The organism is Halarchaeum rubridurum, from assembly GCF_014647115.1.
GTDB classification, from domain to species: Archaea; Halobacteriota; Halobacteria; order Halobacteriales; family Halobacteriaceae; genus Halarchaeum; species Halarchaeum rubridurum.
Genome location: NZ_BMOO01000003.1, coordinates 473,282 through 499,095 on the forward strand (window position 1 = coordinate 473,282; position 25,814 = coordinate 499,095).

Below are 25,814 nucleotides of genomic sequence, written 5' to 3' on the forward strand. Positions count from 1 at the left end.
TATGGTCGAGAACGTCATCTGGCCCGCGTACTTCGACGCGACCCTCTCGCGTCGTGAGGGCCGCCGCGTCCCCCGCTCGCTCGCCGTCGACGACCCGACGGTGGACGAGATCGCGCAGGCCGTCGGGCAGGTCGGCTACGACGCCGTCATCGAACGCGAGAAGGCCTACCCCCGACGGGGGTGGACGGAGTCCGGGCGCGTCCTCGTGAAGGACGCGGACGACGCCGGGAAGTCCGACCTCCTGCAGGCCGTCGGCGCGTACGTCGCCACGCTCCGCGAATGAAGCGTGCCGGCGACGTCGTCCGGAGCGCGCAGGGGCTCGCCATCGTCCGCTGTCCCGGCGACGACCACCCCGACATCGGCGCGGACGTCGTGGACGAACGACTCGCGGACGTCGGGCGCGTCGTCGACGTCTTCGGGCCGGTCTCGAAGCCCTACCTCGCGGTGACGCCGGACGACGCGACGCCCGCGGAGCTCCTCGGCGCGAAACTCTACGTCCGGTAGCGAGCGAAAGGGCGAAGGGTCGCGGGCGGGTTTCGCCGGTATGACTCAGCGACAGGGCGTGCTCGCCGCCTGCGGCGGCATCGTCGTCACCTTCCTCGCCGTCCAGTTCGGCGCGCTCGCGCTCGTCGAGCCGTTCAAGCAGGCGGGCTATCAGACCGTGCAGGACCCGCAGAACCCGCTCAACAGCGCCTTCTACGTCGGCGTCCTGCTCGTCGCCACGGCCGCGATTCTCGTCGCGCTGAAGTACGGCGGCAAACGCGTCCTCCGGGCCTTCATCGTCCTCACGGGCGCAATGATAACCGCGTACGTCGCGGGCGTCCTCCCCGGCGTGGCCGTCGCCGGCGTGAACGTCCTCCCCTACGCCGCCGCGGGCGTCCTCGTCGTCGCCCTCTACGTCTACCCGGAGTGGTGGGTGATCGACCTCGCGGGCGTCGTGATGGGCGCGGGCGCGGGCGCGCTCTTCGGCATCAGCTTCGGCGTCCTCCCTGCCATCGTCCTCCTCGGCGCGCTCGCCGTCTACGACGCCATCAGCGTCTACGGCACCGAGCACATGCTCACGCTCGCCTCCGGCGTCGTCGAGCTCAAAGTCCCCGTCCTCCTCGTCTACCCCACCGTACGCGGCTACTCCTTCCGCGAGCGCGCCGCCGAGGTCGCCGCACGCGACGAGGAGGACGCGGTCGGGACCGACAGCGACGACGACGGCGACGAATCGACCGGGACGGAGACGGACGTCGATGAGTACGAGGGCGAGGCCGAGACGCACGGCGAGGACGGCCGCGACAGCATCATGATCGGGCTCGGCGACGCCGTGATGCCGACCGTGATGGTCGCCTCCGCGGCCTTCTTCGTCACCGACGTCCCGCACGTCGCCGGCGTGCCGCTCCCCGCCGCGACCGCCGTCGTCGGCACGACCCTCGGCCTCCTCGTCCTCCTCCGGATGGTCCTGCAGGGCCGCGCGCACGCCGGCCTCCCGCTCCTCAACGGCGGCGCGATTCTGGGGTATCTCGTCGGCGCGCTCGCCTCCGGCCTCTCGCTCGTCTCGGCGCTCGGCCTCGGCCCGTATCTCTAGCTCTGCGGCCGACCGATTCCGTGGAGCCCGTCGGCAGCGGAGACGTACACCGCACCGTCGACGGGCGTGACGCCGTCGATACCGCGGACGACCGTGTCCCCGACGTTCGCTGACCCCGTTCCGTACCACCAGCGTTGGCGCCCATCCGCGACGTCGAACGCCCGGAGCGTGTCCCGGTCCACGGCGTAGAGCGTGCCACCGCGACGTCCCACCGGACGGCCCGCCGCCTCGAACTCGGTGGCGACACGTCCGTCCGACGGGTCGAGCGAGACGAGGGGGTCGCCACCGACGTGCACGGCGTCGTCCGCGACGACGGGCGTGCCGGCGATGGCGGTATCGCCGAGCGCTCGCCACCGTTCCTCGCCGGTCCGGGCGTCGACCGCGACGAGACCGGCGGCGTCGTCGACGACGAACACCGTTTCGTTCGACACGACCGGCGTGCTCCCTCCAACGTCCGAGAGCGGACGGTGCCATCGCGTCTCGCCGTTCCGCGTATCGAGCGCGTGCAGTCCGTCGCGGTCCGTGAGGGAGACCGTATCGTCGGCGACGGCGACCGGCGAGCTGGCTTCTCCCCTGGTCCCGTGTCGCCAGCGCGTTGCACCCGTCTCGGCGTCGAGTGCGCGGAGGTGGGCGTCGGTGTTCTCGTCGCCGCCGGTGCGAACGTAGACGACTCCGTCGGCGACTGTCGGCGACACCTCGATTCCCGACATCTCGGGGCCGCGCCACCGGATCGCGTCGCCCGCGACGTCGACGCGGTACGCCCGCTCCGCATCCGTTCCGTAGACGCCACCGGCGGCGACCGTCGGGGGACCGTTCGTGTCGACATCGCCGAGCGAAACGCGTTCGACCGCTGCGGCCGTTCCGGACTCGCGCCGTGTGAGCGCCGTCCGCGATGCGTCTGTCTGCCAGTTGTAGAGCGCGCCGTCCGCGACGACGGGGACGTCGCCTGCGTCGAGTATCCAGTACGTCTCGATATCGGGCAGACCTGTCCCGTCCGCGACGGCGGCGTTCGTGGCGTCGTACCGACGGCTCGGCCACGTCCCGGCGGCGTCGAGAGCGGGCGAGCCGGGGGGCTCGGCCGAGACACCCGCGTCCGTTCGGCTGCCACCCCCACCACAGCCGGCGAGCGTCGCAGCGAGGCCGGTGCCGAGCACCTGAAGGGCGCGGCGTCGCGTTCGGGGGCGTGTCACGCGTCTGCCTGCACGCGGCGCGAGCAAGTGTCTTCGGGTGCCCGAACGCGCGGCACCGAGTCTAGCGCGGCGGCCCGAAACCGTGGAAGCCGTCCGCGGCGTGGACGTACACCGCGCCCTCGACGGGCGTGACGCTGTAGATGGACTGCGAGATTACGTCCGTCACCTGCACCCGCTCCGTCTCGTGCGCCCACAGTTCGCCGCCGCCGTCCCGGTCGAGCGCGCGGAGCGTCCCGCGGTCGGCCGCGTAGACGACGTTGCCGGCGAGCGCCGCCGGTGTGCCACTACCGCCGAGGCGCGCGGCGACCGACCCGTCTGCGGGGTCGAGCGCCGCGACCCCCGACTCGGTGCCGACGTAGAGACGCGACGCGTCCGCGACCGGCGGGGCGTTCCCCATCCCCGAGAGCGCCGTCCGCCACCGGACGTCGCCGCTCGCGGCGTCCACCGCGACGAGCGAATCGTTCCCGTCGCCGCCGAACGCGTACACCGCGCCGTGCGCCGCGACCGGCGTCGACCACGGGTCGGCGACCGCGGACTGGCGAAAGACCCGCTCGCCGCTCGCGGCGTCGACGGCGTGGAGACCGTCGCGCGCCGCGACGTACACCGTCCCGTCCGCGACTGCGGGGGTGCCCTTGGTCTCCGCGGCGGTGTCGTAGCGCCAGCGCTCCGTGCCGTCCGCGGCGTCGAACGCGCGGAGGTGGGCGGGAACGTCCTCGAAGCCGGCGCTGTTGACGTACACCATCCCGTCCGCGACGGCTGGCGGGCACTCGACCCCGTCCATCTCCGGACCGCGCCACAGCACCGCGTCGCGGTCGGCGGCGAGACAGAACACCTCGATGAAGGTCGAGACGTAGACGCGCCCGTCCGCGACGACCGGCGGGCCGTTCACGCCGTACTGGACGAGCGACGTGCGCGACGAGACGGCCATCGTCGCCGGCTCGCGCCGCGTCAGGTCGGTGTGGGCCTGCTCGCGCCGATAGGTGTTGTAGAGCGTCCCGTCGGCGAGCACGACGGCGTTCCCGGCGTCGAGTCGCCAGTACTGCTCGCCGTCGCGGAGGCCCGCACTATCGGGGTTCGCGGCGGCGTTCGCGGCGTCGAAACGGGGCTGTGGCCACGTGCCCGCCGGCGCGAGTGCGGGCTGGCCGGGTGGCTCCGTCGTCTCGCGCTCGTCGATGCCCGCGCCCGTGCCGCGGGCGGTCGTTCGCGTCGACTCGGTGCTCGTCGTCGCACCACTCCCGTCACCGCTGCCGTCCGCACAGCCGGCGAGGGCCGCGACGAAACCGGTGCCGAGCGCTCGGAGGGCGCGGCGTCGCGTTCGGGGACGTGTCACATGGCTCGATTCACCCGGGTTCGGTAAGTGCCTTCGGTCGCGGTCGGCGGAACCAAAGGGTGTATGACCGCTTCGGCGCGTGGGTCGACGTAATGACGCACACGGACCGCACCGACGCCGGGGTGGGCGGGCGTGTCTGACGCCGTCGACGCCGCACCGGACGCGACGACCGCGCGACGGCTCGCCGCCGACGCCGAGCGCGTCGTCGTGAAGGCGGGGACGAACTCGCTCACGGACGACGACTCGAACCTCGACGACGCCAAACTCGACACGCTCGTCGACGACATCGCGGCGCTCCGCGAGCGCGGCACGGAGGTCCTCCTCGTCTCCTCGGGAGCGGTCGGCGCGGGCATCGGGATGCTCGACATCGACGAGGACCGCGAGACGGTTGAGGAGTCCCAGGCGCTCTCCACCGTGGGGCAGGGACGTCTGATGCACCGCTACACGGAGAGCTTCGCGCGCTACGACACGCAGGTCGCCCAACTGCTCCTCACCCAACACGACCTGGAGGACCCCGAGCGCTACACGAACCTCCAGAACACCATCGAGACGCTCTTCGAGTGGGGCGTCGTCCCCATCGTGAACGAGAACGACGCGGTCGCCACCGAGGAGATACGCATCGGCGACAACGACATGCTCTCCTCGTCGCTCGCGGTTGGCATCGACGTCGACCTCCTCGTGACGCTCACGGACGTCGGCGGCGTCTACACCGGCAACCCGAAGCGCGACGACGACGCGCGGCGCGTCGCGGCCGTCGGCGAGAACTACGACGAGATTCAGGACCTCGTGGACGAGACGGCGACGGGCGCGTTCGGCGGCATCCAGACGAAGGTGCAGGGCGCACGCCAGGTCGCGGAGCACGGCTCGCCCGCCATCATCGCGGCCTCGGACGCCCCGGACGTCCTCGAACGCGTCGCGCGCGGCGAACCCGTTGGAACGATATTCCTCCCGGTCGACGGTGACGATGATGAGTGAGAGCGACCCATCCACGGAGACGAAGGTCGAGGCCGCGGAGGCCGCCGCGCTCGACCTCGCGAACGTCGACGACGAGGACCGGAGTGCCGCGCTCCACGCCCTCGCGGACGCCATCGAGGACGCCGAGGCCGAGATTCTCGACGCGAACGAGACGGACGTCGCCGCGGCCGAGGAGAAACTCGCGGCGGGCGACTACACCCAGTCGTTCGTCGACCGGCTGACGCTCGACGCCGCGAAGGTCGAGAGCATCGCCGAGATGGTGCGCAGCGTCGCCGAACAGGACGACCCGCTCGGGGAGACCCTGGAGGCGCGACGCCTCGACGACGCCCTCGAACTCTACAAGGTCGGCGTCCCCATCGGCGTCGTCGCCACCGTCTTCGAGTCCCGGCCGGACGCGCTCGTCCAGATCGCCGCGCTCGCCCTGAAGTCCGGCAACGCCGTCATCCTCAAGGGCGGCAGCGAGGCGACGCACTCCAATCGCGTCCTCTACGACGTCATCCGCGAGGCGACCGCCGACATGCCCGACGGCTGGGCGCAGCTCATCGAGGCCCGCGAGGACGTCGACACCCTCCTCGGGATGGACGACGCCGTCGACCTCGTGATGCCCCGCGGGAGTTCGGCGTTCGTCCAGTACGTCCAGGACAACACGAAGATTCCCGTCCTCGGGCACACCGAGGGCGTCTGTCACGTCTACGTCGACCGCGACGCCGACCTCGACATGGCCGCGGACGTCGCCCTCGACGCGAAGGTGCAGTACCCCGCGGTCTGCAACGCCGTCGAGACCCTGCTCGTCCACGAGTCGGTCGCCGCCGACTTCCTCCCCGGGATGCTCGAACGCTACGCCGACGCCGGCGTCGAACTCCGCGGTGATCGGCGGACGCGCGACATCGCCGCCGACGCCGACGCGGACGTCGAAGTCGCGGCGGCCCGCGAGGCCGACTGGACGCAGGAGTACGGCGACCTCGTGCTCGCCGTGAAGGTCGTCGACTCGCTCGACGCCGCGGTCGAGCACGTCAACGCGAACGGCTCGAAGCACACCGAGTCGATACTCACCGACGACGCCGACCGCGCCGGCGACTTCATGCGCCGGGTCGACGCCGCGTCCGTCTTCCACAACGCCTCGACGCGCTTCGCGGACGGCTATCGCTACGGCCTCGGCGCGGAGGTCGGCATCAGCACGGGCAAGATTCACGCCCGCGGTCCCGTCGGCCTCGACGGCCTCACGACCTACAAGTACTACCTGGAGGGCGACGGCCAGCTCGTCGCCTCCTACGCCGGCGAGAACCCCACGCCGTTCCTCCACGAGGAGTTCGACGGCGAGTGGGTTCCCGGCCACCGCTCCGACTCCGCATAACGCTTCTCCCCCCGTTTTGCCGTCCGCTCCGTTCCCCACTCCCTACTCCTCCGTCTCCTCCTCGCCTTCGACCCCCTCCAGCCCGAAGGCGTCGGCGAGCCGGGCGGTGACGACCGTCGCGACGAGGTCGCAGAGCGCGTCGCCGTCGGCGGCGTCGTCCGCGAAGATGCCGAGCGGTATCTCGCCGCCCGCCATCTCGCGGTGGCCGCCCGCGTTCCCGACGTCCGCGAAGGCGTCCCCGAGCGCGTCCCCGACGTGCACACGGGAGTCCGTCGAGCGCGCGCTGAGCTGGACGGTGTCCTCGACGATGCCGAAAACGATGGCGGTCTCGACGCCTTCGAGGGTGGCGAGGTAGTCCGCGGCCTGCGGGAGGGCGTCGCGCTCGCTCGTCCGGCCGACGTTCGAGAGGAGCGTCGACCCGCGAATCGTGCGGTGCTCGATGGCGGTGGCGATGGCGTCGGCGGTCGCGCCGCTGACCGCGGGGGAGGCGAGACGACGCAGGAGGTCGGCGTCCGCCGCCTCGTGGAGGAACGCCGCGGCGTCGTACTCGGCGCGCGTCACGCCGCGGAGGAAGCCGAGCGTCTCGCGGCGGATGGCGAACAGGAGCGCGGTGGCGAGCGTCCCGTCGAGGTCGACGTCGAGTTCGCGGACGTACTCCGCGAGGATGGTCGCCGTCGCGCCGACGCCCTCGCGGTGGTCGACGAAGCGCGCGTCGAGCGCGTCGTGCGGGTGGTGGTCGATGACGACGTCGACCGGCGTCCCCTCGGGGACGCGGTTGTTCGCGCCCGGGACGGCGTGGTCGACGAACGCGAGCAGCGACCCCTCCTCGCGGTCCCGGACGCTCTCCGGGTCGAGGGTGGCGAGGTCGACGTCGAGGAGGTTGACGAACGCCCGGTTCTGCTGGTGGGATATCTCGCCGCTGTAGAGGATGCGTCGCTCGTCGACGCCCGCGGCGGCGGCGATGCGCCCGAGCGCGAGCGCCGACGCGAGGCAGTCGGGGTCCGGGTTGTTGTGACAGACGATGGTGAGCTCCGTCGCCCCGGCGAGGAGGTCGCGGAGGTCGGTGGCGGCGGTCATACGCGGGGTAGGAGTCCGGGACGCATAGTGGTGGGTGGCCGCCGCGGTCGCGCGGGCCGGGGCTGACGCCCGACTCGCCGCCGACGCGCCCGCCCGTCAGCGCGCGCCGAGCACCCGCTCTATCGCCGCGCGCGTCCGCTCGACGCGCTCGCTCTCCCGCGCGACCGCCGACAGCACGGGGTACGTCGTCGCCAACCCGTCGTAGACGTACTCCTCGAACCCGGGCGCGTCGAGCGACGGGGGAATCCGTCGCTCGGGGCGGAGGTCGCCGCTCTGTCGGCGCTCCGCGAGCGACTCGCAGCGCGCCGCGAGGTCCGCGAGGTCGGCGCGCAGTCGGGCGAGTTCGCCCCGCTCGCAGGACGCGAACGGTCGGGAGTCGACGACGGCGCGCTCCGTTTCGACGTCGGTGAGGGCGTCCGCGGCGGCGTCGAGGGCCGCGCGTTCGCGTTCGAGCGCGTCGAGGACCGCCGCGCGACTCGCCTCGGCCTCGCGGGCCGCCGCGACGACCTGCTGTTGGAGGAACGCGGGGAGGCCGGGTTCGTCGCGGAGCGCGGCGGCGAGCGCGGGCCCGAACTCCGCCGCGAGGTGCGCGCGGTACGACTCGCCGTACTCCTCGTCGTAGTGCGGGACGGCCATCACCGTCTCCGCGTAGGCCTCGCGGACCCGCGAGCCCGCCCGCCCGTCGCCGCGCCCCTCCGTGAGCAGGCCGTCGTAGGCGTCGCTCGCTGCCTCTGTCGTCCCGAGCGCGCCGACGCGCCGCGCGAACGCGTCGAAGGCGTCGCACTCCGCAGTCAGCACGTCGCGCTCGCGTTCGAGCGCCCGCCGCGCGCGCTCGAAGCCGACGTCACCGGTTGGCTCCCGCTCCTCGTCCGTCCCGCGTGTGTCTGCGCGCGTCGCCATACGTCGGGCGACGACGGTGGCACGGGTGTAGCTTGCTAGGAGGAGTACGGCGGTCTCAATAGCCCTCACGAGTGCCCGCGACACCCCCGCACTGATGGCGCGCGTCGCCGCCCCGTGCGTCGTCACGCGTTCCGTCGCGCCTCAGCGCCGCGCCGCCGCGTCCGGGTCGGCCCGCAGCGCGGCGAAGGCGTCGAAGAAGTCCTGTCCGGTGTCGATCAGGGCGTGGTCGGCCCGCAGGTCGCGGGCACGCTCGGCGACGGCGGCGACGTGGTCGTCGAGTCGGTCGCGGTACTGGGCCGTGCGTCGCCCGCCGAAATACGCCCGCTCCGTCGCGCCCGTTTCGAGGTCGCGAAAGACCGTATCGCCCGTCGGCTCCGGGTCGAGTTCGGCCGGCGAGAGCACCTGCGCGAGGACGACGTCGTTCCGCGAGAGCGCGGCGAGCCCCGACGCCACGTCCGCGGGGTCGACGAGGCAGTCGCTGACGACGACCACGAGCGACTTCGAGCCGATGGTCGCCGCGTAGTCGTCGAGGGCGTCGACGAACGCCGTCTCGCCCGACGGCGTCGTGTCGTTCAGCCGGTCGACGAGCGCGAGGAGTTCGCTCCGGGACGACCGGCCCGTATCGAGGCGCTCGGGGCGCTCGCCGAAGAGCGAGAACCGGAAGTCGTTGTGCTCCTCGGCGGCGAGGTAGGCGAAGCCGAGACCGAGTTTCGCGCCGAAGTCGAACTTGCGCGTGTCGCCGTCACCGTAATCCATCGACGCGCTCGCGTCGACGAGGACGTGGACGGTGAGGTTGCGCTCGGCCTCGAAGACCTTCACGAACAGCTCCTCGGTGCGCGCGAAGAGCCGCCAGTCGATGAGGCGGGTGTCGTCGCCGGGCGCGTAACGCCGGTAATCCGCGAACGTCAGCCCCTCGCCCGCGTACGGCGAGCGCTGTTCGCCCTGTCGGCGCGCGGACGTCTCGCGGCGGAGCGACGCCCGGAAGCGCGCGAGTTCGTCGAGGAAGGCGGGGTCGATCATGCGCGCTCGTCGAGCAGGCGGCCGACGGCGTCGTCCGGCGTCAGCCCCTCGCGTTCCGCGCGGAAGTCGAGGCGGATGCGGTGGCGGAGCACGGGCCGCGCCATCGCCGCGACGTCCTCCCAACTGACGTGCGCGCGCCCGGCGAGGAAGGCGCGGGCCTTCGCCGTCCGGACGAGCGCCATGCTCGCGCGGGGGCTCGCACCGTACTCGACGTCGTCGCCCTCGCGGGTCGCACGCACGAGGTCGATTGCGCCGTCGCGGATGTCGTCCGAAATCGGTACCTCGCGGACGAGCGATTGGACCTCGCGTATCTCCGCGTTCGTCAGCACCCGCTCGACGGGGTCGGGGCGGACGTCGCCCGTGTAGCGCCGCACGATTTCGCGTTCCTCGTCGCGCTCGGGGTAGTCGACGACGATCTTCAGCAGGAAGCGGTCCGTCTGGGCCTCCGGGAGCGGATACGTCCCCTCCTGGTCGATGGGGTTCTGCGTGGCGAGCACGAAGAAGGGGTCGGGGAGGGCGTGCGTCTCACCGGCGGCCGTCACCTGTCCCTCCTGCATCGCCTCCAGCATCGCGGCCTGCGTCTTCGGCGTCGCGCGGTTTATCTCGTCGGCGAGGACGACGTTGGCGAATATCGGCCCCTCCTCGAAGACGAACTCGCGGCCCGCACCGTCCTCGCGGATGATCTCGGTGCCCGTGATGTCCGAGGGCATCAGGTCGGGGGTGTTCTGGACGCGCGAGAAGGAGAGGTCGCTCGCCGCCGCGAGCGCCCGGACCATCGAGGTCTTCCCGAGACCGGGGTTGCTCTCCAGCAGGGCGTTGCCGTCGGCGAGCACGCAGACGAGCAGCTGGTCGACGACCTCGCGCTGGCCGACGATCTGCTTCCCGATCTCCTCGCGGACCGCGTCGATTCGTCCCTGCAGCGCGTCGATGTCCGTCTCGGTGTCAGGTTCGTCCTCGGTGTCGGTCATGGCTGGCTCTGATTGGCTCTGATTCGCAGGGTGTACTCGCGGATCAACTCGGCGTCCTCGATGCCGCCCGGGTCGTCGTAGCCGGCCTGCTGGCTCTCGACCGCGACGTCCGAGCCGCCGGCGTAGCCGCCCGCGTCGTACGACTCGGGGTCCCGACTCTCGCCGCCCGTCCCGCCGCCGCTCGCGTCCACGGAGGCGTCGAGCGCGTCGTCGCCCGCCGCGACGTCCGTCGGGTCGCCGAGGACGCCCGAACCGTTCCGGAGGCCGCCGTACTCGTCGCTCGCGCCGCCACCACCACCGCCGCCCGTGCCCGCGGTCGCGGGGCCCGGCCCGCCCCCGACGTCGAACGCGATTCCGGCGACGGCGGCGTGGACGCAGAGCAGGCTCACGACGACGACGGCGACGACCGTCGCGGCGACGCGGCGAGCGTCGAGGAGCGCGACGCTCGACGTCTCCCGGAGGTCGGCGAGCACCCGCTCGTAGAGGCGCGCGGCCATCCGCGTGTCGCTGCCCGCGGCGACGGCGTCGCGCGCGGTCCGCAACGCCTCTCGCACCGCTGGGTTCGCGGCCTCGAACTGCTCGACGAGCGGCCGTCGTATCCGAAGCGTGTACTCGACCCCGAAGACGAACACGCCGCAGAGCGCTGCGACGAGTATCGGGACGGGGAGCGCGCTGATCGGTGTGGCCGCCGGGAGTGCGACACGCTCGGGGACGACCGCGAGCGTCGCGCACGCGAGGTCCGCGAGGAGCGCGAGCAACACCGCATCACTCGTCGCGTAGATCGCCGCGACCTTCCGCCCCTCGCGGCGGACGTCGCGCAGCGCCGCGGCCATGCGGTCGCTCGCGTCGGTCGCCCCGCGGCCGTCGTCGTGTCCAGCGGCGGCCGCGTCGTCGACCGCGTCCGGGGCCGCGCCGTCGGCCATCGTCACGTCACGCCACCCCCGGGGGCGCGCTGAGCCGCGCGGTTTGCTGGCTCTCCAGTTCGTCGATGCGGTCGTTCAGCCGCTCGATCCGCGCGTTCAGGTCGTCGATCTGGTCGTTCAGGTCGTCGACGCGCTCGCGGAGGTCCTCGTTCGTGGACTGGAGGTTCCGGTTCTCCGCGCGGAGGTCGTCGTTCTCGTCCGCGAGCTCCTCGTTCGTCTCCTCCAGGTCGTCGACCTCGTTCTGGAGGTCGTTCACGCGGGCGTTCGCCCGCCGGAGGTCGGTGCGGGTCTCGGAGAGCTGTTCGCGCGCGGTCGAGAGGTCCGACTCCGTGTCCTCGAGTTCGCCCGAGACCTGCTCGACGTCGCCGCGGGCGCGCTCGACGCTCTCGTTGAGCGACCGGAGGCGGTCGCGCGTCTCGTCGAGCGTCGAGCGCGTCTCGCTGAGGGTCTCGCGGAGCTGCTCGTTCTGCGTTTCGAGGCGGTCGTTCTGCGAAGCGAGGTCCGCCGCGGAGTGCTGGAAGAACAGCGTTGCCCCGCCCGTCCCGGCGACCGAGAGACAGAGCAGGCCGACGAGGGCGACGTTGAGCGTGCTCCCGATGGCCGTCACGGCAGCCCACCCCGGTTCGTCGCCGTGCCGCGGTAGACGAGCAGCCGCCGGACGACGATTTCGCCCGTGAGCACGAGGAGCGCGCCGAGGAGGCAGAGCCACCCCCAGTCGGTCCGGACGGTGCGGACCTTCGTGGACTGCTCGCGGGCGAACGACGCGATTGCGGCGCCGTCGTCCGGCTCGAAGGTCCGCCCGCCGGTCGCGTCGACGGCCGCGGAGAGCGCGGGCGAGGGGCCGAACGCGCCGTACTCCGCGGGGTAGTTCGCGGCGTACGTCGCGCCGAGCACGCTCGCGTAGCCTGGGTCGCTCGGCGTCACCGTCGCCCGGTAGACGCCGTCGCCGACCGCGCGGAAGTCGAGGCCGTCGGCGCTCGGGCGCTCGGCCCCCCGGTAGGTGACGGTCGTCGACTCGCCGACGCGCGTGTCCGCGACGTCCGTGACGCCGCTCCGTTTTCGCTCGGGGTCGCCGATGGCGTAGTTGACGGCCTTCGTCACGAGCAGCGAGTCCGGCCGGGTGAGCAGGCCGTCGAGACTGTTGTCGGTGTCGTGGGCCGTGACCGTGAGCACGCGCCCGAGACCGTAGCGCCACGACGCGACCGCGGGCGTCCCGTCCGCCGTGGCGACGAGGTAGTCCGCGCCGGGTTTCACGGTGACGGCGTTGGCCGCACCGGGGTTCGAGCGGAGCGTGACGCCCGCCGTGACGAACGAGTTCGGGTCGACGACGGTCAGCCCCGACCCCCGGTAGCGCCGCGTCGCGTCGCCGAACTGGAGGCTGAGCCGGTTCGTCTCGTCCGCCCGGTAGTACGTCCCGCCGGAGGCGTCGGCGATGCCGCGGAGGGTGCCCTCGTCCGTCGACTCGCCGACGCCGACGCTGATGACGCGCGTGCCCGCCGAGCCGAGTTGCGAGGCGGCGCGGACCGCGGCCTCGCGGTTGGCGAAGCCGTCGCTCACGAGGATGACGGTACCGCGCTCCTCGCCGAGCAGTTCGTCCGCGCCGCGCAGGCCCGCGGCGATGTCCGTCGCGCCGCCCGCGGTGAGTCGGCGGACGAGCGTCCGGGTCTCTTCGCGGGTCTCCCCGAGCGGCCGGAGGTCCGCGATCCGGTACGCCTGGCTGTTGAACGCGACGACGCCGACGCTGTTGGAGTCGCCGAGCTGGTCGAGGACGTCGAGCGCGATGGCCTTCTGCGTCCCGAGGCCGCCCTGCGCGCTCCCCGAGATGTCGACGGCGAGCACGACGTTCGCGCGCGACCCGCCCGCCGCCCCGCTCGTCACGGGGAGCATCGACCCGACGGCGCTGCTCGCGTAGTCGCCGTGCTCGAACGCCCGGTCGCCACCCGCGACGACGAGGCCGCCGCCGTCGATGACGAAACGCTGGAGCGCCTCCGCGTTCCCCAGCTCGCCCGCCGCGAGGTTCTGCACCACGACGGCGTAGTAGGGGTCGAGGTCCGACGGGACCGACGAGGCCGTCTCCACGTCGTAGAGCGTTCCGAGGTAGTCGCGGAGCGGGTAGTCGCCCCGGGAGACGTAGAGGACGCGCGGGCGCTCGACGACGGTCACTGAGCGCCGGTGGACGTCGTTGACGTCGTAGACGTCGTCGCCCGCGATGGTCGCCGTGACGCGGTGCGAACCGGTCGTCTCGAAGGTGTGCGAGAACGCGACGTCGCCGTCACCGTCGAGCGTCCGCGAGACGACCTCCGTGCCGTCGACCGTGACGCGGAGCGCGACGTCGCCGTCCGTCTCGACGCCGTCGACGCTCGCGAGGAAGCTGTTCTCGACGCCGACGCTCGTCTTCGCGGGGCCGCTCACCCGGACGTGGCGCTCCGTCCGCGAGGGCGTGACGTCGACGGCGCTGATCGTCGCGTTCAGCGAGCGCGCGAGCTCCGCGGTGGCGGCGAGGCTCCGCCCGCCCGTCACCTGCCCGTCCGAGACGACGACGACGCTCCCGTCCGTCTGGAGGTTCGCGGCGATGCCGTCGCCGATGCGCGAGCGGGTGCCCTCGCCGACCGTCGCGGTCGTCACCGGCACGCCCTCCCGTTCGATGGCATCCGTGAGTCCGTCCACGGGGTCCGTGACGTTCATACTGTCGGAGCGGTCGGTCAACAGCGTCACGTGCGGGTCGCCCGGCGTCTCCGCGCTCGCCACGGTGTACGGACCCGCGGCCGCGCCGACGAGGAGGACGACGATGACGGCGCGCGAGGCGCACAGCGCGAGGCGACTGCGGCGCGACGCCGTCCCGTCCGCCCGATACGCGACGAGCGCCCAGAGCGCGACGAGCGCGAGCGGGACGCCGAGGAGCGCGAGCGGCGTCGTCAGCCCACCGGTGACGCCGGCGACCGTGACGGTCACAGGTCGCCCTCCCGCCGGAGGTAGGCGAGTTCGAGGAGACAGCACAGGAGTGCGGCGAACGCGACGTACCCCGTGAGCGGCCGCGGAACGGGGCTGCGCTCGACGCGCGTCGGCGGCGCGGCGTCGTCACCCGAGCGGGCCGCGAGCGGCGTCGTCGCCACCGCGGACTCGGACTCGCTCGTCAGCGCCGCGCCGTAGCGCCGGTCGCCGACGGTGTAGTAGCCCGCCTCATCGAGGCGCACGCTCGTCGCGTTCACCGTCCCCGTCGGCGTCCCGACGGTCGTCGGGGCCTCGAAGGCGAGTCGCGTCCCCGTCTCACGGTTCGACGCCGCGAGGCTCTCGCGGCCGGCGAGGTGTGCGACCGCGCGCTTCCAGAACACCGGATACTCGTAGTCGTACTTGAACGCCGAGGCGTCCGGGAGGTAGCCATCGTAGAGGACGCGTCCCGGGCCGCGCTCCGCTATCGCCACGAGCGGCGTCCCGTCGCTCGTCGCCACGAGCGTCCGGCCCTCGCGGAGGCTCCCCGTCAGGTAGCGCTCGGGTGGCGGGAAGGAGAGCCCGCGGGTCAACTCGCTCTCCGCGGACGGCGCGAGCGTCGGGTTCCGCGCGGTGCCGTCCGGCGAGACGATGAGGAGGTCGCCGTACGACTCGACCGGCATGTCGTCGGTCTGCGCGCGGACCACGACGCCGCCGCCGCGCGCGAGCGTCTCGTGGCCCACCTGGACGTTCCCGGCCAGCAGGCGCTCGGGCCGAAGCGCGTCGTATATCACGACGTCGTAGGTGCCCTCGACGGCCGTCGGCGGGCGCTCGACCGTCAACGCCACCTCGTCGTTCACCGAGAGCGCCGTCGTCAGGTACTCGTCGGGGTCGTTGGTCAGCAGGAGGACGTCCACCGTCGGGTCGGCGGGCGCGGCGACCGGGACGGCGTCGTCGGTCGGGAAGGCGTCCCCGGGCGTCAGCGCGACCGTCCCACCGCCGCCCGGCACCGTAAACGTCGTACTCCGCACGTCCCCGGGCGCGAGCGTCAGCGTCCGGCGCTGGTCGCCGAGCGTCACCGACCGCTCGACGGTCGCCTCGGCGTAGCTCTTCACCGTGACCGTGACGTTCCGCCCCGAGAAGGTTCGCCCGACGATGCCGACGTTCGCGTCGCCGCCGCCGCCGAACTGCCGGAGGTCGACCGCGAGCCCGCGCGCCCGTGCCGACGTGACGGCGTCGTCCCACGCCGAGTCGTCCGCGAAGTCGCTGTAGACGACGATTCGGGCGTCGGCGTCCGCGATTGCCGCCGCCTGCGAGAGCGCGCTCCGGAGGTCGCCCGGGGCGTCCGTCACGCGGAGGTCGTCGAGCGCGCGCCGGGCGGCCGCCGACCCGCCGCGCCGGAGGACGACCCGACTCTCGCCGCCGGCGACGACGAGGGATGTCGTCCCCGTCACGTCCGCGCGCGCCGCGTCGAGCGCGCGGGCGAAGCGCGTCGCCCCGTCCGTCTCGGTGCCCATGCTCGCGCTCCCGTCGACGACGAGTACGGTCTGCTCGACGGTCGAACTCGCCGGGACGGTGACGTACGGTGCGGCGAGCGCGAGGGCGAGCGCGACGAGCGCGAGCACCTGAAGGACGAGCAGGAGGTTTCGCCGGAGGCGCGCGAGGCGGGGGCGCGTCTCCGCGTCGCGCTCGCCCCCGACGAGGAAGCGCAGCGTCGGGAGGTCGCGCCGTGCGGGGTCGGGCTTGACGAGGTAGAGGAGGACGACCGGGAGGAGGGCCAGGAGGGCCAGCAACCCCATCGGGGCGAGGAGGACGTCCGCGAGGGCCATACCGACACGTCGGCCCGCCGGCTATTGAGCGTGTCCACTACTCCCACCGGCCGGCGCGCCCGGTGCACGCCCCAATCACAACTACCATACCCCGGGCCGCCGGAGTTGCCGACATCAGGTGACTCTCGTGACCGAGAAACGCGAATACACGGGCGACTACCCCGACAAGACGCTGTACATCCCCGGCCCGACGGAAGTCCGCGAGGACGTCATCGACGAGATGGCCCAGCCGATGTTCGGCCACCGGATGGACCGGATGACCGACCTCTACACGACCATCGTCGAGGACACGAAGGAGTTCCTCGGCACCGACAACGAGGTCGTCGTCCTCACGGCCTCCGGCACGGAGTTCTGGGAGGCCTCGACGCTCAACCTCGTCGACGAGAACATCCTCGTGCCGACCTGCGGGTCGTTCAGCGAGCGCCACGCGAACGTCGCCGAGCGCCTCGGCAAGGACGTCGACCGACTGGAGTACGAGTGGGGCGAGGCCATCAAGCCCGAGGACGTCCGCGCGCACCTCGAGGCGAGCGACAAGCACTACGACGTCGTGACGTGCGTGATGAACGAGTCCTCGACGGGCGTGCGCAACCCCATCGAGGAGATCGGCGACGTCGTCGCCGAGTACCCGGACACGTACTTCGTCGTCGACGCCGTCTCCGCGCTCGGCGGTGACTACGTCGACATCGACGAGCACGGCATCGACGTCATCTTCGCCTCGACCCAGAAGGCCTTCGCCATGCCGCCCGGCCTCGCGGTCTGCGTCGTCAGCGACGAGGCCTACGAGCGCGAACTGGAGAAGGACGAGGCGTCGTGGTACGGCGGCTTCCAGCGCTCGCTCGACTACTACGACCGGAAGGGCCAGACACACTCGACGCCCGCGATTCCGGTGATGCTCGCCTACCGCAAGCAGATGAAGCACATGCTGGAGGAGGGCCACGAGGCCCGCAGCGAGCGCCACCGGGAGATGGCCGAGTACACCCGCGAGTGGGCGAGAGAGCACTTCGACGTCTTCCCCGAGGCGGGCTACGAGTCCCAGACCGTCTCCTGCATCGAGAACACGGCGGGCATCGACGTCGCCGCGACCATCGACGCCGTCAGCGAGGAGTACGACTACGTCTTCTCCAACGGCTACGGCTCCGCGCTCGGCGAGAAGACCTTCCGCATCGGCCACATGGGCGAACACGACGTCGAGAGCATCCGCGCGCTCACGGACGCCATCGAGGACGTCGCCGACCTCTAGGCCGTCCGACGCACCGCGGCTTCGACGCACCGCAGTCCCGACGCACCGCAGCTTCGACACACCGCACCGTGTCTCACCGCACCGCGGCTTCGACGCACCGCAGCTTCGACGCCGCGCAGTCCCGACGCACCGTGCCTCACCGCACCGCGCCTCAGCCCACCCGCTCGGTGACGGGACGCTCGCGAAGAACCGGGTACTATAAACTCGTTTATCGAGTATCGGGCCGTATCACGCGGGCGGCGACCGCGGCGTCCGGAGGGGCGCAACCGCCGTCCGCTCGCCGACCATGACCATCTCGAACGTCCTCCTCGTCACCGTCGACTCCCTACGCGCCGACGCCGTCGGCCCGTACGACGAGGGACGGCACACGCCGGTCCTCGACGACCTCGCCGCCCACGGCACCGTCTTCGAGCGCGCGTTCGCCACCGGCAACTGGACGCCCTTCTCCTTCCCGTCCATCCTCGCCTCGCGGCCCGTCTTCGCCGACACCGGCGCGATTGGCGTCACGGAGTCGCCGACGCTCGCCGAGACGCTCGCCGACGACGGCGTCGCCACCGGCGGGTTCAACGCCGCGAACGGATTCCTCACGGAACACTGGGGGTACGACGACGGCTTCGACGCGTTCGACGCGTTCGTCACCGGCTCCGGGAGCGGGCGCTACGGACGCTATCTCGCCACGCACCCGACCGTCGAGGCGTGGGTCCAACTCGCCACGTCGCCCGCGCGACGCCTCCGCGCGTGGCTCGGCGGCGACGCCGACGACCGGCCGTTCCTCGACGCCTCGCGGCTCTTCGACGTCGAGGACGCGGCGACGTCGTTCATCGCGGACGCCGACGGGCCCTTCTTCTGCTGGGTCCACTACATGGACACCCACACGCCCTACGTCCCCGCGCCGCGCTACATCCGCGAGGTGTCGGGCGACCGCGTCGGCACCCACCGGATGCTCCACGCGCACGTCCGCACCGGCCTCGGCCTCGACGTCGACGAACGCACCCTCGCGGAACTGCGCACGCTCTACCAGGCCGCGGTTCGGCAGGTCGACGCCAGCATCGGCCGCCTCCGCGAGACGCTCGCCGCCACCGGTCACTACGACGACACCGCCATCGTCGTCGTCGGCGACCACGGCGAGGAGTTCCAAGAACACGGCCACCTCGCTCACTATCCGAAGCTCTACGACGAACTCGTCCGCGTCCCCTTCATCGTCGACGTCCCCGGCGCCGAGGGCGGGCGCGTCGCCGAACACGTCGGCCTCGATGCGGTCCCGCCGACCGTCGCGGACCTCCTCGGTGCCGACCCCGACCCCGCGTGGACCGGCGACTCGCTCGTCCCGACGGTCGCCGACGGCGAGACGCCGCGCGACGACCCCGTCGTCTCCGTCGCCGTCCGCGGCGAGGAGGTCACGAGCCAGCCGATTCCACGCTCGCTCGCCGACGGCGACCTCCTCGTGAGCGCGCGCGACCGGGACTGGACCTACATCCGGAACGTCGACGCCGAGGGCGACGCCGACGCCGACGCCGACGAGCTCTATCACCGGCCGAGCGACCCCGACCAGCGGGAGGACCTGTCCGTCGACCCGGCCCCCGAGGCCGCCGCCGCCATCGAGCGGCTCCGGCCCGCCGTCGAGGACCACGCCGCATCGCTCCGCGAGGCGAGCGCCGACGCGAGCGACGCCGAGGGCGACGCCGACGCGGACCTCGAAGCGCACCTGGAAGCCCTCGGCTACCGATAGATGCGCGCGCTCCTCCGCGGGCTCACCCAGGGGCCACACGCCGTCCGCCTCCGGCGGTTCGTCGCCGTCGGCGCGTTCGCCGCCGGCGTCCAGTTGGTCCTCCTGTGGCTGCTCGTCGACGTCCTCGCGTGGCACTACCTCGTCGGCGCGACCGTCGCCATCGAGTGTACGATCCTCCTCACGTACGTCCTCAACAACGCCTGGACGTTCCGCGAGCACCGCCACACGACGCTGCGCGAGTACGCCCGCGGGCTCCTCACGACGAACGTCATCCGCGGGACGGCGATCCCCATCCAGCTCGGCGTCCTCGCCGCCCTCGTCGAACTCCGCGGCGTCACCTACCTCTGGGCGAACGTCGTCGCCATCCTCGTGAGCGGTCTCTATCGGTACGTCCTCGACACGCGACTGACGTGGCGCGGCGCGTGAGAGCGAGCGAAGTCGCCACGGGACGCCCGGCGTCGGGGTTCGCAGCCGGCACGTCCCGTCCCCGTCGTCACTCCGACGACGCCACGTCCTCCACGTCCTCCGCGTCCGCACGGTCCGCGACGGGGGCGATGACGGCCTCGTCGAGGCGCGCGAGGACGGTCGGGCTGACGATGCCGACGAGTTCGGCCGCCTCGTCGTCGGCGTCCTCGATGTCCAGCACGTCGTCGAAGAATCGGTTGAGCACCTCGTACTCCTCGTGGAGCGACGCCGCCCGCTCGCGCCCGGCGTCGGTGAGTCGAACGCCCTGGTAGGCCTCGTACTCCACGAGACCGTGGTCGTCGAGCCGCTGGATGGCCTCCGTCGTCGTCGGCCGGGAGCGACCGACGGCGTCGGAGAGCGCGCTCGTCGAGACGCGCTCGTCGGTCGTCCCCGCGAGCTCGTACACCGCGAGCAGGTAGCGCGTGGCGACCGTCACGCGCCGTCACCCGCCGTCGCAGTCGTCGCGTCGTCGTCCGCGGCCTCCTCGCTCCCGTCGCCGAACAGCCGGCAGAAGAGCGCGGCCCAGAGTCGCCCGTCGCGCCGACGTCGTCCCGTCATCCCCCCATAGCGAGGCGCTCGCGTCGTCTCGACCCGTTTCTCCCGCCGTCGTCACGCATAATTTTTAGGCCCTCCTAAATCCATATAGTCTCTTCGGTTATTAGGACGGCCTAAAAATCGACGGTCGCGCGTCGCGGGGAGCGCGGTGTTGCGGCGGGGTCGCCCGAACCGTTTTGCCGATTCGCTCGGTACGTGGTACCGATGAGCAATGCGACCTTCGAGGTCTTCACGGACGCGGCGGGGGAGTGGCGCTGGCGTCTCGTCCACGACAACGGGAACGTCATCGCGGACTCCGGCGAGGGGTACGCCTCCAGGCAGAAGGCGACGCAGGGTATCGAGAGCGTCAAGCGAAACGCACCCGACGCCGAGGTGGTCGACGTCGACGGGTGAGAGCGGGTGGCGCGGACTCGACCCCGGCCGTGAGCCGCGACCACCTTCGGCGTCGGTGGTCGCGTCGATGCAGGGGGAATCGTTAACCCCGCATTTCGCCAAGGAGTATCCATGGCGGACGAGGACCGTATCACCGTCCTGTACGTGAACGACGACCCGCAGCTCTTGGACCTGCTCGACACCCAGTTGCGCAACGAGGACCCCCGTCTGGACGTCGTCACCGCGGAGACGGCGGCTCGCGGGCGGGAGCTCCTCGACGACGTGGCCGTCGACTGCGTCCTCTCGGACTACCACCTCGAAGCGTCGAACGGCGTCGCGTTCCTCCGCGACGTCCGCGACACGCACCCAGACCTCCCCTTCATTCTCTTCACCGAGACCGGAAACGAGACGGTCGCCAGCGAGAGCATCGAGGCCGGCGTCACCGACTACGTCATCCAGAAAGCCGTGGGGAATCAGGCCCCGCTGCTCGCACGGAAGATCACCACGTCCGTCGAGCACCGCCGCGCGCAGCGCGAGGCCGAGCGGACGGACCGGCGACTCCGCGAAATCGTCTCCGTCACCGAGCAGGTGCTGTGGGTGTTCTCCGCGGACTGGTCGGAGCTCCAGTTCATCAACGACCGACACGAGGCGCTGTTCGGCCAGTCGACCGAGACCCTCCGCGACGACCCGGCGTCGTTCCTGGAGCGGGTCCACGACGACGACGCGGAGCGCGTGCAGGTGGCGATGGAGCACGCCTCGGGCGGCGAACCGCAGGTCGTCGAGTACCGCGTCGAGAAGTCCGACGCCGTCCAGCTCTGGGTCGAGTCGCGCTGTCGCCCCATCCGGGACGACGACGGCGACGTCGTGTCAATTGTCGGGCTCTCGCGCGACGTCACCGACCGGAAGGTGTACCAGCACGAACTGGTCGAGAAGGTCGACCAGCTGGAGGAGTTCGCGGGCACCGTCGCCCACGACCTGCGGAACCCGCTGAACGTCGCGGACGGGAACGTCCGCCTCGTGGCGGACGAACACGACCACGAGCGCCTGTGGACGGCGCTCGACGCGCTCGGCCGCATGGACGCGTTGGTCGAGGACCTCCTCGAACGCGCCCGCGAGGGCGAACGGGTCGGAGAGCGACAGTGCGCCGAGTTCGCCGAGCTGATAACCGGGAGCTACGAGAACGTCCACGCGCCCGGGAGCTCGCTCGACGTCACGGGCAGCATCGCGCTCGACTGCGACGTCACGCGCGTGATGGAGGCCTTCGAGAACCTGATTCGGAACGCGGTCGAACACGGTTCGAGCGACGTGACGATTACCGCCGGCGTCCTCGCGGACGACCGCGGCGTCTACGTCGAGGACGACGGCCCCGGCATCCCCGCGAGCGAGCGCGAACGGGTCTTCGAGAAGGGATACACGACCGCGAAGACTGGGAGCGGCTTCGGGCTGGCAATCGTCGAGCGAATCGTCGACGGCCACGGCTGGTCGCTCGACGTTCGGGAGGGGACGGACGGCGGCGCGCGCTTCGAGATAGTCGTCGGCGACGCGTAGCGTGACGAGCGGCGGAGACGGCGGACGGGGACGACGGCGGCTCAGTCGAGCGGGTCCTCCAAGTTCCCCATTACGGTTTCGAGCGCGTCCGTGGCGGTGAGGAGGCCGACGACGCTCCCGTCACGGAGGACGAGAGCGATCTCCTGGTCCTCGGCTTGGAACTGGTCGAACGCGTCGCTGACGCTCGTGTCCGCGGCGAGCGTCATCGGCGGGGCCGCGATCTCCTCGAACGACGTCGTTCCCGCCTTCAGGCCCTCGTAGTGGTCGATTATCGACGGCGAATAGACGATACCGTGGAAGTCGGTGAGGTCGTCGCCGACGAGCGGGAACCGCGTGTGCGGGCTACTGCGGATTCGCTCGAGGTTCTCCTCCACGTCCGCCGACACGGAGATCGCCACGATATCCGACGCCGGCACCATGATTTCGCTGATTTCGAGTTCGTCCGCGTCGAGCGCGTTCATCACCTCCTCGCGGCGCTCCTCCGGGAGCTCGCCGCGGGTGAGGAGCGAGTCGAGGCGGTTGCGGAGGTCCGCGCGGGACTCCAGGACGTCCGCCTCGGTTTCGAGCCACGCGCCGGTCATCTCGACGCCGAAGAGCTTCAGCGTCCCCTTGGCGACCGAGTCGCCGAGCGTGATGAGCGGCGAGATGAGCCGATTGAACCAGTAGAGCGGCGTCGCGCCGTACCGACAGACGGTGCGCGAGCGCTCGACGCCGAGGTAGGTCGGGGTCTGTTCACCGTGCGTGAGGTGGAGGAGGTTGATGAGCGCGAAGGCGAGAATCGCCCCGGCACCCACCGAGGCGAGCGCCGTCCCCGCGACGTACGGCTCGAAGAGCGCGGCGAGCGCGGGCTCGGCGACTATCCCGACCGCGATACTGGAGCCGGTGATGCCGACCTGACAGGTCGTCAGGTAGACTTCGAGGTCGTTCGTCATCTCCCACGCGCGTTCGAGCGCGGGGGTTTCGCCGACGAACTCCGACTCGCTGAACTGGCGGGCGCGCGTCAACCCGAACTCGATTGCCACGAAGAACCCGTTCGCCAGGATGAGGCCGACCCCGGCGAGGAGGCGTATCACGATCTCGGCGGGCGTCATCGCGGGGACATACCGGGAACGGGACCAAAAAATCGGGGGCCGACGCGTCCGTGTCGCCCCGAGTGCCCGAGCGCTCACCCGGGTCGTGATGCCGACCGACGCCGGGCGTGCACCGCCGCGCTATCGCGTCCGCTCCAGAACCACGCCACCGTCACCGACGGCGACGGTCGGGTCGCCGACGGCGACCGCCCGGAGGGTCGCGCCCGTCGGCGTGTCGTCGGCCGACCACGACCCCCCGCCGCCGTGGAAGACGACACCGCCATCGCCCACGGCGACGACACCGCGCTCGGTTCGCTCGACATCGCGCAGGGTCGCATCACCGAGGTCACGCCGGGACCACGTCCGGCCGTCGTAGCGGCGGACCGTCCCGTTCCCGCCCACGACATCGACGTCGTCCGCGGCCCCGCCGTCGATACCGTAGAAGTCGACGTTCGCGTCCTCCACCCCGATATTCGACCACGTCTCGCCGTCCGCCGTGGCGAAGACCGTCCCGTTCGTGTCGACCGCGTGGCCGGCACGCGGGCCGTAGCAGTCGAGCGCGGGGAGCGACGCGCCGCTCCCGGGCGTGACCGCGTCCCACGTTCCCGTCGCGCCGTCCCCGAAGGAGTAGTGGACGTGTCCGGCGGCGTCGGCCACGTAGACGTTCGCCTCGTCGGCGACGCCCGTGACGGCGAGCGCCCGATAGTCGTCCGTATCGTCGTTCGGCGCGGCGTGCGACGTCATCGTGTCCGTCGCGACGTCGTACTCGCCGACCACGCCGCTCGCGCCCGCCACCCACAGGCGGCCACCGTCCTCGGTCACGCTCGCGGCGGCGAGGTCGCGGCCGTCGCCCGTCACGCCCGTCTCGCGGACCGTCTCCCATCCCTGCTCGCCACGGGTCACTATCACACCGCCGTCGCCCACCGCGTAGCGTCCATCGGCGGTGGCAACCACGTCGTGCAGCGAGACGTCCACCGGCGTCTCCGCGACCCGCCACGACCCCCCGTCGTCGAACGCGGTGTAGCCGACACCACCCGCGACCACGAGCGCCCCGATTCCCGATAGCGCCTGCCGCCGACTCACGTCGAAGGAACCACTCATGTCCGCCGTATCCGGGGGCACGCCGAAAAAGTGCGGCGGCCGTGCGTGCATCGACCGGCGCGGCGATGCGAGACCCGGGCGGGCAGCACGCGGACAGCACGCGGACAGCGCGCCGAACGATACGTCCTACCACTCGGTGAGCGCGTCGCGGCCGTGGTCACGGACCAACACGAGGAGGAACGCGAGCGCGCCGGAAATCGCGGCGGCACCACCGGCGTAGAAGACCCACGCCATCCCGACCGACCCCATGAGCCACCCACCGAATAGCGGCGCGAGGAGACTCCCCGGCCGCCAGACGAGGTCGCGGATGCCGAAGCTCGCAGCGACGCCGCTCGACTCGTCGCTACTCCCCTCGTCCGCGAACAACGCCATGCTCGCGGGCTCGCGGAACGCCTCCGTGACTCCGAGGAGCGCGTTCAGCGCGAGAAGCGGGACGAACGCCACCGACACGTACCCGACGTGCGGTATCGTCTCCGGGAGCCCGAGCGCCGCGCCGAGCGCCGGCGTGAACGGCACGGCGAACGCGACGAGTCCGTACGCGCCGCCACCGACGAAGACGAAGAGCGCACGGCCGTACCGGTCGGAGAGCGACCCGAGGGTCGGCTGAAGGAGGAGGTTCGCCAGCTTCTCGGCGGTGACGACGAGCGTGACCGCAATCGGCACCATCTCCAGGCCACCGCGCGCCGCGACGACCCCGGCGAACAGCGGCACCCACGTCCGAACGAGGGTGACCGCGACGGAGTACTGCGCGCGAAAGACGCTGAGCGTCCTAATACGGCGGTTGAACGCGAGTCCCGAGAAGGGGAACCCGCGGACGACGGTCTCGTCCGGCCGGAGGAAACCGACGACCGCGAGGGCGGTGAGAACGGAGAGACCGACGAGCACCCAGAAGACCGGCTCGAACCCGACCCACGGGTAGAGGACGCCGGCCGTGACGCTCCCGGCGATGGCGGCCGCGAACCGCGCGGCGTTCGACTTCCCGATCTTGTTCGCGCGCGTCTCCGCGGTCGCCAACTCGCCGACGGACGCGAGCGTCAACAGACTCACGGCGACGACGACGAGGCCCTGAAGCGCGCGGACCCCCACGAGCGTCCCCGGCGTCGTGACGAGCGTGAAGAGCGCGTAGACGACGGCACCGAGACCGAGCGCGCCGAGGAGGACGAGGCGTTTGTCGTAACGGTCCCCGGCCCACGCCAGCGGAACGACGGCGACGAGCTGCGCAGCGGTGAACCCCGTGTAGAACAGCCCCGTCATCAGCCCCGAGGCGTGGAGGCGATTGACGTAGTACGGGAGGAGGATGACGAGCGCCGAAAAGCCAAAGCGCCCCGCGAAGCGAACGAGATAGAGCGCGAAGAACTGGCTCCGGTGCTCGCCGAGAGCATCGGTCACGTCACCCCGAACCCGCGGCGGAGGAAAGCCCGTTTCGCTTCACCCGCCGCGTCGTCGCCGCGGTATCCGGGACCACATCGACCGACCGGACCCGCTCGCCGCCGTCGCGCTCGACGACGCGAGCGACCGCGTGGTGGAGAGCGCTGTCGCTCTCCGTCCGTACTACTGACTGACTGAATGAGTGGGAGAGCCGAACGTCGCTCTCCACCGTATGAATGGCGAGGCGGCGAATCGGTGTTCCCAGAGGCTCGCGCACTCCAGTACTACCCGATACGCAG

Annotated in this window: 25 protein-coding genes; 10 read left to right on the forward strand and 15 right to left on the reverse strand. The window is 71.7% G+C overall.

Going from position 1 to position 25,814, the window contains the following annotated elements; genetic code table 11:
* The first annotated feature begins 1 nt into the window (after position 1).
* Genes srp19 through IEX84_RS08675 form a run of 3 tightly spaced genes read left to right on the forward strand, consistent with a single transcriptional unit; the run spans position 2 to position 1,573 of the window.
* On the forward strand, positions 2-283 hold the full coding sequence (gene srp19 / locus IEX84_RS08665) for a signal recognition particle subunit SRP19 (protein ID WP_188871889.1): 282 nt from the start codon (positions 2-4) through the stop codon (positions 281-283).
* Positions 280-504: an H/ACA ribonucleoprotein complex subunit GAR1 gene (locus IEX84_RS08670; RefSeq protein WP_188871891.1), complete on the forward strand. Its 225-nt coding sequence runs from the start codon at positions 280-282 to the stop codon at positions 502-504. The genes srp19 and IEX84_RS08670 overlap by 4 nt, the downstream gene beginning before the upstream one ends.
* 40 nt (positions 505-544) lie before the next feature.
* Entirely contained in the window at positions 545-1,573 is a 1,029-nt protein-coding gene (locus IEX84_RS08675; RefSeq protein WP_188871893.1) for a presenilin family intramembrane aspartyl protease PSH, read from the forward strand.
* Here the strand turns inward: IEX84_RS08675 and IEX84_RS08680 are convergent.
* Positions 1,570-2,763 carry a PQQ-binding-like beta-propeller repeat protein gene (locus tag IEX84_RS08680; protein ID WP_188871896.1) on the reverse strand — a complete coding sequence of 398 codons (1,194 nt, stop codon included), beginning with the start codon at positions 2,761-2,763 and terminating at the stop codon, positions 1,570-1,572. The two genes, IEX84_RS08675 and IEX84_RS08680, sit on opposite strands and share 4 nt — an antisense overlap.
* A 61-nt stretch (positions 2,764-2,824) precedes the next feature.
* A complete protein-coding gene (locus IEX84_RS08685) occupies positions 2,825-4,093 on the reverse strand; it encodes an outer membrane protein assembly factor BamB family protein (RefSeq protein ID WP_188871898.1) in 1,269 nt (422 codons plus the stop codon).
* Positions 4,094-4,225: 132 nt separating this feature from the next.
* Here IEX84_RS08685 and proB point away from each other — a divergent pair, with 132 nt between their 5' ends.
* Entirely contained in the window at positions 4,226-5,068 is an 843-nt protein-coding gene (gene proB, locus IEX84_RS08690) for a glutamate 5-kinase (RefSeq protein ID WP_188871900.1), read from the forward strand.
* Positions 5,061-6,422 (forward strand): glutamate-5-semialdehyde dehydrogenase, encoded by a 1,362-nt coding sequence (locus IEX84_RS08695; protein ID WP_188871902.1) that lies wholly within the window; start codon positions 5,061-5,063, stop codon positions 6,420-6,422. Before proB ends, IEX84_RS08695 begins: the two co-directional genes overlap by 8 nt.
* 42 nt (positions 6,423-6,464) lie before the next feature.
* Here the strand turns inward: IEX84_RS08695 and IEX84_RS08700 are convergent, their stop codons facing one another.
* The 8 genes from IEX84_RS08700 to IEX84_RS08735 form a co-directional block, all read right to left on the reverse strand.
* Complete coding sequence (locus IEX84_RS08700; protein WP_188871904.1) at positions 6,465-7,499, reverse strand: DHH family phosphoesterase; 1,035 nt, start codon at positions 7,497-7,499, stop codon at positions 6,465-6,467.
* A gap of 96 nt (positions 7,500-7,595) precedes the next feature.
* The gene (locus tag IEX84_RS08705) at positions 7,596-8,399 is read right to left on the reverse strand and encodes a DUF7260 family protein (protein WP_188871905.1); all 804 of its coding nucleotides are present in this window, start codon (positions 8,397-8,399) and stop codon (positions 7,596-7,598) included.
* A gap of 141 nt (positions 8,400-8,540) precedes the next feature.
* Positions 8,541-9,419 (reverse strand): DUF58 domain-containing protein, encoded by an 879-nt coding sequence (locus IEX84_RS08710; RefSeq protein ID WP_188871907.1) that lies wholly within the window; start codon positions 9,417-9,419, stop codon positions 8,541-8,543.
* Positions 9,416-10,387 (reverse strand): AAA family ATPase, encoded by a 972-nt coding sequence (locus IEX84_RS08715; RefSeq protein WP_188871909.1) that lies wholly within the window; start codon positions 10,385-10,387, stop codon positions 9,416-9,418. The genes IEX84_RS08710 and IEX84_RS08715 overlap by 4 nt, the downstream gene beginning before the upstream one ends.
* The gene (locus IEX84_RS08720) at positions 10,384-11,310 is read right to left on the reverse strand and encodes a DUF7502 family protein (protein ID WP_425342205.1); all 927 of its coding nucleotides are present in this window, start codon (positions 11,308-11,310) and stop codon (positions 10,384-10,386) included. The genes IEX84_RS08715 and IEX84_RS08720 overlap by 4 nt, the downstream gene beginning before the upstream one ends.
* A gap of 7 nt (positions 11,311-11,317) precedes the next feature.
* A complete protein-coding gene (locus tag IEX84_RS08725; RefSeq protein ID WP_188871912.1) occupies positions 11,318-11,917 on the reverse strand; it encodes a chromosome partitioning protein in 600 nt (199 codons plus the stop codon).
* The gene (locus IEX84_RS08730) at positions 11,914-14,262 is read right to left on the reverse strand and encodes a vWA domain-containing protein (RefSeq protein ID WP_188871914.1); all 2,349 of its coding nucleotides are present in this window, start codon (positions 14,260-14,262) and stop codon (positions 11,914-11,916) included. The genes IEX84_RS08725 and IEX84_RS08730 overlap by 4 nt, the downstream gene beginning before the upstream one ends.
* Positions 14,259-16,067 (reverse strand): vWA domain-containing protein, encoded by a 1,809-nt coding sequence (locus tag IEX84_RS08735; protein WP_188871916.1) that lies wholly within the window; start codon positions 16,065-16,067, stop codon positions 14,259-14,261. The genes IEX84_RS08730 and IEX84_RS08735 overlap by 4 nt, the downstream gene beginning before the upstream one ends.
* 127 nt (positions 16,068-16,194) lie before the next feature.
* On the opposite strand from IEX84_RS08735, the gene IEX84_RS08740 reads away from it, so the two are divergent.
* The 3 genes from IEX84_RS08740 (at position 16,195) to IEX84_RS08750 (ending at position 19,462) form a co-directional block, all read left to right on the forward strand.
* Positions 16,195-17,307, forward strand: a complete 1,113-nt coding sequence (locus IEX84_RS08740; protein ID WP_188871981.1) for a pyridoxal-phosphate-dependent aminotransferase family protein — start codon at positions 16,195-16,197, stop codon at positions 17,305-17,307.
* Positions 17,308-17,593: 286 nt separating this feature from the next.
* Positions 17,594-19,036 carry a sulfatase gene (locus IEX84_RS08745; protein ID WP_188871918.1) on the forward strand — a complete coding sequence of 481 codons (1,443 nt, stop codon included), beginning with the start codon at positions 17,594-17,596 and terminating at the stop codon, positions 19,034-19,036.
* On the forward strand, positions 19,037-19,462 hold the full coding sequence (locus IEX84_RS08750) for a GtrA family protein (protein WP_188871920.1): 426 nt from the start codon (positions 19,037-19,039) through the stop codon (positions 19,460-19,462). It abuts the gene before it with no gap.
* A gap of 67 nt (positions 19,463-19,529) precedes the next feature.
* Here the strand turns inward: IEX84_RS08750 and IEX84_RS08755 are convergent, their stop codons facing one another.
* Together IEX84_RS08755 and IEX84_RS14720 are read right to left on the reverse strand one after the other, a co-directional pair.
* Positions 19,530-19,937 (reverse strand): metal-dependent transcriptional regulator, encoded by a 408-nt coding sequence (locus IEX84_RS08755; protein WP_188871922.1) that lies wholly within the window; start codon positions 19,935-19,937, stop codon positions 19,530-19,532.
* Positions 19,934-20,059, reverse strand: a complete 126-nt coding sequence (locus IEX84_RS14720; RefSeq protein ID WP_268237642.1) for a hypothetical protein — start codon at positions 20,057-20,059, stop codon at positions 19,934-19,936. The genes IEX84_RS08755 and IEX84_RS14720 overlap by 4 nt, the downstream gene beginning before the upstream one ends.
* Positions 20,060-20,260: 201 nt before the next feature.
* On the opposite strand from IEX84_RS14720, the gene IEX84_RS08760 reads away from it, so the two are divergent.
* Both IEX84_RS08760 and IEX84_RS08765 read left to right on the forward strand, forming a co-directional pair.
* Positions 20,261-20,449: an HVO_2922 family protein gene (locus IEX84_RS08760; RefSeq protein ID WP_188871924.1), complete on the forward strand. Its 189-nt coding sequence runs from the start codon at positions 20,261-20,263 to the stop codon at positions 20,447-20,449.
* Between the two features lie 111 nt (positions 20,450-20,560).
* The gene (locus IEX84_RS08765) at positions 20,561-21,976 is read left to right on the forward strand and encodes a receiver/sensor box histidine kinase (protein WP_188871926.1); all 1,416 of its coding nucleotides are present in this window, start codon (positions 20,561-20,563) and stop codon (positions 21,974-21,976) included.
* Between the two features lie 41 nt (positions 21,977-22,017).
* Here IEX84_RS08765 and IEX84_RS08770 read toward each other — a convergent pair whose 3' ends face one another.
* From IEX84_RS08770 to IEX84_RS08780, 3 genes are all read right to left on the reverse strand, one after another.
* Positions 22,018-23,067, reverse strand: a complete 1,050-nt coding sequence (locus IEX84_RS08770; RefSeq protein ID WP_188871928.1) for a CNNM domain-containing protein — start codon at positions 23,065-23,067, stop codon at positions 22,018-22,020.
* A 120-nt stretch (positions 23,068-23,187) separates the two neighbouring features.
* The gene (locus IEX84_RS08775; RefSeq protein WP_209590233.1) at positions 23,188-24,147 is read right to left on the reverse strand and encodes a beta propeller repeat protein; all 960 of its coding nucleotides are present in this window, start codon (positions 24,145-24,147) and stop codon (positions 23,188-23,190) included.
* A gap of 126 nt (positions 24,148-24,273) precedes the next feature.
* On the reverse strand, positions 24,274-25,536 hold the full coding sequence (locus IEX84_RS08780; protein WP_188871930.1) for an MFS transporter: 1,263 nt from the start codon (positions 25,534-25,536) through the stop codon (positions 24,274-24,276).
* Positions 25,537-25,814: the final 278 nt, after the last annotated feature.